General features: G+C 64.1%; 7 protein-coding genes. 4 read left to right on the top strand and 3 right to left on the bottom strand.

Annotated features, from left to right (window positions below; genetic code table 11):
* Window positions 1–126: 126 nt before the first annotated feature.
* From ABWW33_RS30745 to ABWW33_RS30735, 3 genes are all read right to left on the bottom strand, one after another.
* Window positions 127–1,095: a hypothetical protein gene (locus ABWW33_RS30745; RefSeq protein ID WP_353405259.1), complete on the bottom strand. Its 969-nt coding sequence runs from the start codon at window positions 1,093–1,095 to the stop codon at window positions 127–129.
* An 82-nt stretch (window positions 1,096–1,177) separates the two neighbouring features.
* A complete protein-coding gene (locus ABWW33_RS30740; RefSeq protein WP_176653540.1) occupies window positions 1,178–1,549 on the bottom strand; it encodes a DUF8785 domain-containing protein in 372 nt (123 codons plus the stop codon).
* Window positions 1,550–1,586: 37 nt separating this feature from the next.
* Complete coding sequence (locus ABWW33_RS30735) at window positions 1,587–2,645, bottom strand: DUF475 domain-containing protein (RefSeq protein WP_353405258.1); 1,059 nt, start codon at window positions 2,643–2,645, stop codon at window positions 1,587–1,589.
* A 107-nt stretch (window positions 2,646–2,752) separates the two neighbouring features.
* Here ABWW33_RS30735 and ABWW33_RS30730 point away from each other — a divergent pair, with 107 nt between their 5' ends.
* From ABWW33_RS30730 to ABWW33_RS30715, 4 genes are all read left to right on the top strand, one after another.
* Window positions 2,753–3,175: a divergent PAP2 family protein gene (locus ABWW33_RS30730; RefSeq protein ID WP_353405256.1), complete on the top strand. Its 423-nt coding sequence runs from the start codon at window positions 2,753–2,755 to the stop codon at window positions 3,173–3,175.
* Between the two features lie 249 nt (window positions 3,176–3,424).
* Window positions 3,425–4,615 carry an efflux RND transporter periplasmic adaptor subunit gene (locus ABWW33_RS30725; protein ID WP_176653543.1) on the top strand — a complete coding sequence of 397 codons (1,191 nt, stop codon included), beginning with the start codon at window positions 3,425–3,427 and terminating at the stop codon, window positions 4,613–4,615.
* Window positions 4,616–4,627: 12 nt separating this feature from the next.
* The gene (locus ABWW33_RS30720; protein WP_353405254.1) at window positions 4,628–7,855 is read left to right on the top strand and encodes an efflux RND transporter permease subunit; all 3,228 of its coding nucleotides are present in this window, start codon (window positions 4,628–4,630) and stop codon (window positions 7,853–7,855) included.
* 189 nt (window positions 7,856–8,044) lie between these two features.
* Entirely contained in the window at window positions 8,045–9,466 is a 1,422-nt protein-coding gene (locus ABWW33_RS30715) for an OmpP1/FadL family transporter (RefSeq protein ID WP_353405253.1), read from the top strand.
* Window positions 9,467–9,509 lie beyond the last annotated feature (43 nt).

Below are 9,509 nucleotides of genomic sequence, written 5' to 3'. Positions count from 1 at the left end.
TCGAACTCAATGTCTATCGACCCGACCGGAAATTCGATCGGGTCACCAAAGCAAAACCGCAACGCTATCCTGAACGGAGGCTCAGGAAATCCTTAACTTAACGGCATTAGGATCTGACCCCGTCTTTTAATAGCTGAAGCCGAGGCCGACCAGCAGCAGGTCGGCGTCGCGGTGGTAGTCGGTGACGACGCGGTTCAGCGACAGTTCACCCACCACGCGCTTGGTGAAGTGGTAGCGGCCGGCCATCGACACCAGGCCGGCCTTGTGCGACCGCGTGCCCGGCACGTCGTGCACCTCGAACGCCAAGTAGGGACCGACCCCCATACCCAGTTCCACGTCCTTGTTCAGCGAACGGATCAGCCACAACTGGCTGGCGACGCCGGTGCGGTGCGTGCCGGCCGAGGTTCCCTCGTGCAGATAGCTGACTGTCCAGTCGATATAGCGCGCCACCGCGCGGCGGTATTCCAGCGTGGCAGCCCTGGAACGCTCCGATTCAAAACTGTTGACGATGCTCTGGCCGGCCATCACCGTCAGCGTCTCGTCGGTCGACGGCCCGTCCAGATGCAGCTTGTCGCCGCGCACGCCGTCGAAACGGTAGCCGACGCCCACCAGCAGCGAGGTGGTCGGCTCCTTGGCGCCGCTCGGCACCACGCGGTTCAGCTGCACCTGCGTGTACCAGCGGTTGGGGTGATGCCAGGTCGCCTGCACGCTGTAGATCGGCGCCCAGCCGTGATCATTGATGTAGACCGCGCCCGGCGCGCCATGCGGCCGCGACGTGTCGAAGAAATAGTACTGGCCCACGCCCACACCCCACGACAAGCCCTGTTCGCTGATGTGCGATCGCAGCCAGATCTGGCCCGACACGCCGTCGCGGTGGTGATTGTCCGGATGGCCCTCGTTCAGGTAGCCAAGGCTCAGCGCGAGGTAGTCGCCCACCGGCTGCGCGTAGTTGATGCCGACCGCGAACGAATTTTCGTTGGTGCCGCTGACCCTGAGCGCGCCGCCTTGGGCGGACAGGTCCTGGGCGCGCGCTCCAGCGCACGCCAGCAGTGTGGCCAGCATGGCGGCGGGACGCCAATATCGGTGCATTAGCATAGTGTGGTCCGGTTTTTAGTGTTATTGCAGAGATTACCGGAAACTTTTGATACGCCGCGCCATGTTGATGGCAAGGCAACTATCATGGCTGGATCTGGACCTTGGTGATGTAGTACTCGGTCTCGCCGAAGCACTGGCTCGGCACGCCCTTGTGCTGGGCGTAGGTCAGCACCACGCGCTTGCCGGTGGCGTCCATCAGCTGCCTGGCCACGTCCTCCTGGCGCACGCTGAATTCGAACTTTTCCGGTATCGCGCCGGGCATCGAGGTCAGCAGGATCTCGCCCTCCCAAGTCTTGCAGATCCAGCCCCGGCTGGAGAATTTCTGCAGGTAGCCGGCGCGCTCGCCGTCCGAGTAGGAGACGTGCAGCATCACCCAGGTGTAGGCGGCGAACAGCAGCAGCACGGCGGCCAGCAGGCCGGACAGGTACAGAACAACACGTTTGGATGTGGTCATAGGTCAGCGCAGGTTGGGTGCAATGTTTTCAATCTTATCACGCGGCCAGCCTGCGCTTGTGGCGTATCGACGACCACAGCGATACCGCGATGAAGGCCACGCCGGACAAGCCGGTGAACCACTCGGGCACATGGTACTTGACGCTGGCCAGCATGATCAGCGCCAGGATGCCGATCGCGTAGTGCGCGCCGTGCTCGAGGTAGACGTATTCGTCCAGCGTGCCCTTGTGCACCAGGAACACCGTCAGCGAGCGCACGAACATGGCGCCGATGGCCAGGCCCAGCATGATGATGACGACGTCGCTGGTGATGGCGAAGGCGCCGATGACGCCGTCAAAGCTGAACGAGGCGTCCAGCACTTCCAGGTAGAGGAAGCCGCCGAAGCTGCCGCGCGCCACCGTCGCCACCACGGCGCCGACGCCGGCTTCGGTGAGGTCGTCGTCGTCGTCCGGTTCTTTCTCTTCCAGCAGGCTGCTGATCCAGCCGACCGCCAGGTAGACCACCACGCCGATCACGCCGGCGGCCAGCACCGTGTACTTTTCCTCCATCGGCACCAGGCCGACGCAGCCGAACACCGCCGCCAGGGTCAGCAGCACGGCCAGCGCCTCGGTGCCGTGCTGGCCCAGCTTTTCCTCGAGCCAGCCCAGCCAGTGCAGCTCTTTTTCCTCGTCGAACAGGAAGTTCAGGAACACCAGCAGCAGGAAGGCGCCGCCGAACGCCGCCACCTGGGCGTGGGCGCCGGTCAGGTGCTTCGAGTATTCCTCGGGCGTGGTGGTGGCCATGTGCCAGACGTCGATCAGGCCCAGCCCGGTCGCCAGCGAGACGATCAGCAGCGGGAACAGCAGCCGCATGCCGAACACGGCCACGACGATGCCGACCGTCAGGAACAGCTTTTGCCAGAACGCGTTCCAGTGGCGCAGCACCGAGGCGTTGACCACCGCGTTGTCGAAGGAAAGCGACACTTCCATCACGCCCAGCACGGCGGCGATCCAGACCGCCTGCAGCAGGCCGGCGGCGCCGCCGTGGCTGTAGCCCCACCAGGCGGCCAGCGCCATCAGGACCAAGGTGACGATGAAAGAGATTCTGAAGTGCCGCATCGTTGTTTTTATGGAAATGTGGAGTTGCGGTGATTTTATATTACTTGCTTCCGCCGCTGTGGGGCCATCTGCGATAATTGCGCCACAAAAATGCAAAGGACCCGCCCATGGATATCGCTTACCTCGTCACGCCGCTGATCACCTGGACCACGGTCGGCCCGATCAAGTTCCTGATTAATAGCGTCAAGGCGCGCAAATGGGCGTTCAACCTGGTCGGCAACGGCGGTTTTCCAAGCAACCACAGCGCCGTGGTGTCGAGCATGGCGACCCTGATCGCGCTGCGCGAGGGCATCGGTCACCCGGCCTTCGGCGTGGCGGTGACGCTGTGCTTCATCGTCGTCATCGACGCCAACAGCCTGCGCCAGCACGTGGGCAAGCAGGCGGCGGCGATCAACCGGCTGGCCAAGGACGACGGCGGCCACAAATGGCTGCGCGAGCGCATGGGCCACACGCTGGTGGAGATCGCCGGCGGCCTGTGCACCGGCATCGCCATCGCCCACGCCATCCACGCCATCTTCGGCCGCGGCTGAGGCTGTTTTACCGGCGTGCCGTCCTGGCGCGCCGGTTCCGCTGGCATTTTCGCCATCCCGGACTATTCTCCAATTTCACCGTTCATCCCGTTATTTGGCAATTCAGCCACGTTTTTTACCGTCCAGTCGCATGTTGATTGACCGTATCCGGACAGTCAGGGATACTCTGCGCCCTGTAGTCTGGCTAAAATTTCATAAGCAAAAACCAGCACCTACGAACACCTACGTGCCACTTTCTCGGAGAACTTTATGTTGCGCAAAACCCTTCTAGCTCTCGCCGTCGCTTCTGCCCTGGTCGCATGCGGCAAGTCCTCCAAGGAGCCTGAAAAAGCCGGCGCCAGCGCTTCGGCGACCGCTTCCGCAGGCAAAGAGGCCGACAAGGACGCCAAGAAAGAGCCCCTGGTGACCCTGCAGATGTCGCCGGAAGACACGATTACCGTCGAATCGAACGCGCTGGCGTCCGGTCCGGTCATCACCGGCTCGATCCAGCCGGAGCGCCGCGCCGACCTGCGCGCCGAAGTGGGCGCGGTGGTAATCCAGGTAATGAAGGAAAACGGCGAGCCGGTCAAAAAAGGCGACGTACTGCTGCGCCTGGACGAGACTTCGATCCGCGACAGCGTCAATTCGGCCGACGAGGCCACCCGCGCCGCCGAGCAGACGCTGGCCCAGGCCCAGCGCATGTACGAGCGCCAGAAAACCCTGCTGGCCTCCGGCATGGTGTCGACCCAGGCCCAGGAAGACGCGGAAATCCGCCGCAACAACGCCCAGAGCGACCTGGCCGCGGCGCGTTCGCGTTCGGTCTCGGCCCGCCAGCAACTGACCCGCACCGTGGTGCGCGCGCCGTTCGACGGCATCGTCAGCGAGCGCAAGGTGTCGAACGGCGACACCGCCCAGGTCGGCAAGGAGCTGATCAAGGTGATCGACCCGCACAGCATGCGCTTCGAGGGCCTGGTGTCGGCCGACAAGATCGGCGTGGTCAAGGTCGGCCAGCCGGTGTTGTTCCGCGTCAACGGCTACCCTGGCCAGAGCTTCAGCGGCAAGGTCAAGCGCGTCGATCCGGCCGCCAACGCCGTCACCCGCCAGGTCGAGGTGCTGGTGGACTTCTCCGAGCAGGCGCAGCCGCGCGTGGCCGGACTGTACGCCGAAGGCCGCGTCGAGTCCGAAACGTCGTCGGCGCTGATGATACCGCCGTCGGCGCTGATCCAGGCCGGCGACAGCAACTATGTGTGGCGCATCAAGGGCGGCGCGCTGGCCAAGGTGCCGCTGACCGTCGGCGCGCGCGACGACCGTACCGGCCGCTGGCAGGTGCTCAGCGGCCTGGCCACCGGCGACATGGTGGTGCGCGTGCCGGGCTCGGGCTTCAAGGATGGCCAGAAGGTCGAACTGAGCACGCCGAAAGCGGTGGCCTCGGCATCGTCGTCCACCGTGGCAGAAAAATAAAGGATAACCGCCATGTTCTTATCGGATTTCAGTATTAAACGGCCTATCGCGACGATCGTGCTGATCGTCGCGATGATGTGCCTGGGCCTGATGGCGCTGAAGAAGCTGCGCGTCAACCAGAACCCGGACGTCGAAGTGCCTTTCATCGTGGTCAATATTCCGTACCCGGGCGCGTCGCCGGAGACGGTCGAGCGCGAAATCGTCAACCGCCTGGAAAAATCGCTGCAGTCGATCACCGGCGTGACGGAAATTAACAGCACGGCCTCGGAAAGCTCGGCCAGCATCTTCATCAAGTTCACCTTCACCAAGAACCTGATCGAGGCGTCGGACGAGATCCGCAACGCCATCGCGGCGGTGCGCTACAAGCTGCCGACCGAGATGCGCGAACCCATCCTGCAGCGCATCGATCCGTCGGCGCAGCCGGTGATGCAGCTGGCGCTGTCGTCCAAGACGCAGAGCCACGCCGTCATCTCGCGCATGGCGGAGGACAAGCTGGCCGACCGCTTCCGCGGCATCGACGGCGTGGCCTCGGTCAACATCGACGGCTCGCTGCGCCGCGAGCTGAGCGTGCTGCTGAAGGCCGAGAAGCTGCGTGAATACAATGTGTCGGTGGGCGACGTGGTCAACGCGCTGCGCAACCAGAACACCAACGCGCCGGTGGGCAAGGTGCGCGGCGAGCTGAACGAGCAATCGATACGGCTGGTCGGCCGCATCGAGCATCCGGAAGAGTTCCAGCAGGTGGTGGTCAAGCGCAACGGCAACGAGCTGGTGCGGCTGGCGCAGGTGGCCACCATCGAGGACGGCTTCGCTGAAATCAACAGCATCAGCGTGCGTTCCGGCAAGCCGAACGTCGGCATCTCGATCACCCGTTCGCGCGATGCGTCGACCGTGACCGTGGCCAAGAAAATCCGCGAGGTGGTCGAGGAAATGAAGAAGGACTTGCCAGCCGGTACCGTGCTGGAAGTGACCGAGGACGACGGCGAAAACGCCCAGGACAGCCTGAACAATGTGATCGAATCGCTGGTGTTCGGCGCCGGCCTGACCATCTTCGTAGTGTACGCCTTCCTGAACTCGTGGCGCTCGACCCTGATCACCGCGCTGAGCCTGCCGACCTCGGTGCTGGCCGCCTTCATCGGCGTCTGGCTGTGCGGCTTCACGCTGAACTTCATGACCCTGCTGGGCCTGTCGCTGGCGATTGGCGTGCTGATCGACGACGCCATCGTGGTGCGGGAAAACATCGTGCGCCATATGCAGCTGGGCGCCGACCGCCGCACCGCCGCGCTGAAGGGCACGGCTGAAATCGGCATGGCGGTGGCCGCGACCACCTTCTCCATCATGGCGGTGTTCATCCCGGTGGCCTTCATGCCGGGCATCACCGGCGAATGGTTCCGTCCGTTCGCGCTGACGGTGACCTGCTCGGTGGCGGTGTCGCTGCTGATCTCGTTCACGCTGGATCCGATGTTGTCGGCCTTCTGGGGCGATCCGCCGGATCACCACACGGCGCCGCGCAAGGGCTTCGAGAAAGTGCTGCTCAAGTTCAACCACTGGTTCGACCACCAGGCCGACCGCTACGGCAACGTCATCGCCTGGGCGCTGCACCACCGCCGCTGGATGGCCGTGATCGCGCTGGCGACCTTCGTGGCCGCGCTGGGCCTGCAAGCCAAGTTCGGCGGCGCCAGCTTCGTGCCGGCCTCCGACTGGGGCACCATCGCGATCGACGTGCGCACGCCGTCGTCGAGCAGCCTGGAATACTCGCGCCTGAAACTGGAGAAGGCCGCCGTGATCGCCCGTTCGATCAAGGAGACCAAGGAAACCAACAGCTACGTCAACCTCAGCGGCGGCCGCATCTATGTCGACATCGGCAAGAAGACCCAGCGCAAGCGCGGCGCCATCGAGGTGGCCAAGGAATTGCGCGAGAAGCTGGCCGGCCTGGTCGGCGCCGAGTACACCGTGCTCGACGACCTGAGCAACGGCGCCCGCAAGCCGGTGCAGATCGAATTCACCGGCGCCGATTCGCGCAAGCTGATGGAGATCACCAACGCCTTCATGGACCGTTTGCGCAAGGTACCGGGCGCGGTGGACGTCGGCCTGTCTGAAATGGATCCGAAGGACGAGCTGCAGATCGAGCTGAACCGCGGCCTGGCCAACTCGATGGGCATCGCCGCCGGCGACGCCGCCCAGGCGCTGCGCGTGGCGTTTGCCGGCATCGAAGTGGGCGACTGGGTCGACCCGACCGGCGAGTCGCGCGACGTGGCCGTGCGCCTGGCGCCGGAAGACCGCACCAGCTCGGAGAACATCGAGCGCCTGCCGATCGCCGTCACCGGCACCAACCAGATGGTGCCGCTGGACCAGATCGCCCGCGTCACCATGGGCAAGGGGCCGTCCACCATCAAACACAAGGATGGCAAGCGCGTGATCTCGGTCAGCGCCAACGTCCAGGGACGTTCGCCGGGCGAGGTGACCAGCGACGCCATGAAGCTGGTCAAGGACATCGACTTCCCGCCGGGCTACGGCCTGAACCTGGGCGGCGCCGGCAAGGACATGAACGAGGTGTTCGGCGCCATGGGCATCGCGCTGGTGGCCGGCGTCGGCCTGATGTACCTGATCCTGGTGATGCAGTTCGGTTCGTTTACGGCGCCGATCGCGGTGATGCTGTCGCTGCCGCTGTCGCTGATCGGCGTGGTGATCGGCCTGCTGCTGACCAACAGCACGATTAACCTGATGAGTCTGATCGGGGTGATCATGCTGATGGGTCTGGTCGCGAAGAACGCCATCCTGCTGCTGGACGCGGCGCGCAAGCGCGAGGAAGAGGGCTACGGCCGCGAGGATGCGCTGATGTACGCCGGCCGCATGCGTCTGCGTCCGATCCTGATGACCACCTTCGCGCTGATCGCCGGCATGTTCCCGGTCGCGCTGGGGCTGGGCGAGGGCGGCGAGTTCTACCGTCCGATGGCGATCGCCATCATCGGCGGCACGATCACCTCGACCCTGCTGACGCTGCTGATGGTGCCGACCTTCTACGACAGCATCGAGATCAGCAAGGACCGCGCGATCGCCAAATACCAGCGCCGCGCGGTGCGCTGGAGCGCCGCGCCGGCGCTGGTGATGACCCTGGTCGAAGCGGTGCTGACCTTGGTATTCGTGCGTTTGGTGTTCCGCGCCATCATGTTTGTGGTGCGCAAGATCACCGGCAAGGACGGCCCGGCGCTGCCACCGGCCGGCGCGCTGGATCCGCACTAAGCCTTTGTTTTAAAAGGAATAAAAAAGGACCTTCGGGTCCTTTTTTACGTCCTGGATGCAGAGCAAGTGCTCGGTTTCAAGGTTTTAATTAGTATTCCTCCTCTAACGACTTGCCTTTTGAATTGTTTTACGAATGTAGTATGCTGCTGGCCTTCCTGCTAAAAAACCACCCTATAAAGCGAGACCTCCATGCAACACAAATACCTGCCCCTGATCATTGCCGCCGCGCTGAGCGCCCTGTCCGCCGGCGCCAACGCGTCCGGCTACCGTTTCGGCTCGCAGAGCATCTCCGGCCAGGGCACGGCCGATTCCAACGCCGCCGAAGCCAACGATCCATCGACCATCTTCTACAACCCGGCCGGCCTGTCGCGCCTGGACGGCATGCAGATCAGCGCCGGCGCGACCGTCGTCCTGCCGCACTCGACCTTCACCGACACCGGCTCGACCCACTTCACCGGCCAGCCGACCGGCGGCACCGCGGCCAAGGACTATGTGCCTGATTCGGTCACCGCGCCATCGCTGTACCTGAGCAAGAAGCTGAACGACCAGTGGGCAGTGGGCCTGGGCCTGTTTGTCCCGTACGGCACCAAGATCAACTACGGCAGCACCTGGAACGGCCGCTACGCGCTGTCCGACGTCAAGCTGGAATCGGTCACGCTGAACCCGTCGGCATCGTTCAAGCTGAACGAGCACCATGCCTTCGGCTTCGGTATCGACGCGGAATTCATGAAGGCCGAGCTGGGCCAGGCGGTTGACGTGCCGGGCACCATCGCCGCGCTGTCGAGCGGCGCCGGCGCCGCGCAAGGCGCGCTGCTGGCCAGGCAGATCGCCGCGCTGGGCGGCAACCCTGCGCTGCTGCGCACGGCGGGCGACGCCCACGGCTCGAACGACGCCAAGGACTGGGGCTGGGGCTTCAACCTGGGCTACCTGTTCACGCTGGACCAGAACACCCGCTTCGGCCTGGCGTACCGTTCGTCGATCTCGCACCAGCTGAAAGGCAGCACCGTATGGGACTTCTCGAAAGTGACCACCGACCCTATCGTCAACGGCGTGCTGTCGGCGTCGTCGCACAAGGTCAATTCGGCCGCGCTGGTGTCGCTGCGCACGCCTGAGACGCTGTCGGCCAACGTGTTCCACCAGTTCGATTCGAAGTTCGCCGGCATGGCCGACGTGACCTTCGCGCGCCACAACCGCATGGGCGACCTGGACATCCAGTTCCCTGGCACCACCGAAGGCGCCGAAGTGATCCGCCAGCAATGGAAGAACACCGTGCGCGTTTCGCTGGGCGGCAACTACGCCTACAACGAAGCCTTGACCCTGCGTGCCGGCGTGGCCTATGACGAATCGCCGGTGCAGAGCGCCGAGCTGACCCACCCGGCGCTGCCGGACAGCGACCGCATGCAGTATTCGGTCGGCGCCAACTGGAAGCTCAACGCCCGCTCGTCGATCGACTTCGCCTACAGCTACCTGGACTTCAAGGATGCGAAGATCAACTACACCAACAACTGCAATCCGTTGATGACCACCTGCACCGGCAACGGCGAAACCACGCGCGGCCTGTTCCAGACCCATTTGTCGCTGGTCGGCATTTCGTACAACTACAAGTTCTAAGCCGGAACCATGTAGTCAAAGGGCCCTCGGGCCCTTTTTTTAC

This window comes from Duganella hordei (genome assembly GCF_040369125.1).
Lineage (GTDB): Bacteria > Pseudomonadota > Gammaproteobacteria > Burkholderiales > Burkholderiaceae_D > Rugamonas > Rugamonas hordei.
This window is presented reverse-complemented; position numbering and strand designations above follow the sequence as displayed.

What these genes read in the sequence shown, in the direction of transcription:
- ABWW33_RS30745 (WP_353405259.1), bottom strand. Translation starts at nt 1,095, where the DNA reads ATGCTAATGCACCGATATTGGCGTCCCGCCGCCATGCTGGCCACACTG.
- ABWW33_RS30740 (WP_176653540.1), bottom strand. Translation starts at nt 1,549, where the DNA reads ATGACCACATCCAAACGTGTTGTTCTGTACCTGTCCGGCCTGCTGGCC.
- ABWW33_RS30735 (WP_353405258.1), bottom strand. Translation starts at nt 2,645, where the DNA reads ATGCGGCACTTCAGAATCTCTTTCATCGTCACCTTGGTCCTGATGGCG.
- ABWW33_RS30730 (WP_353405256.1), top strand. Translation starts at nt 2,753, where the DNA reads ATGGATATCGCTTACCTCGTCACGCCGCTGATCACCTGGACCACGGTC.
- ABWW33_RS30725 (WP_176653543.1), top strand. Translation starts at nt 3,425, where the DNA reads ATGTTGCGCAAAACCCTTCTAGCTCTCGCCGTCGCTTCTGCCCTGGTC.
- ABWW33_RS30720 (WP_353405254.1), top strand. Translation starts at nt 4,628, where the DNA reads ATGTTCTTATCGGATTTCAGTATTAAACGGCCTATCGCGACGATCGTG.
- ABWW33_RS30715 (WP_353405253.1), top strand. Translation starts at nt 8,045, where the DNA reads ATGCAACACAAATACCTGCCCCTGATCATTGCCGCCGCGCTGAGCGCC.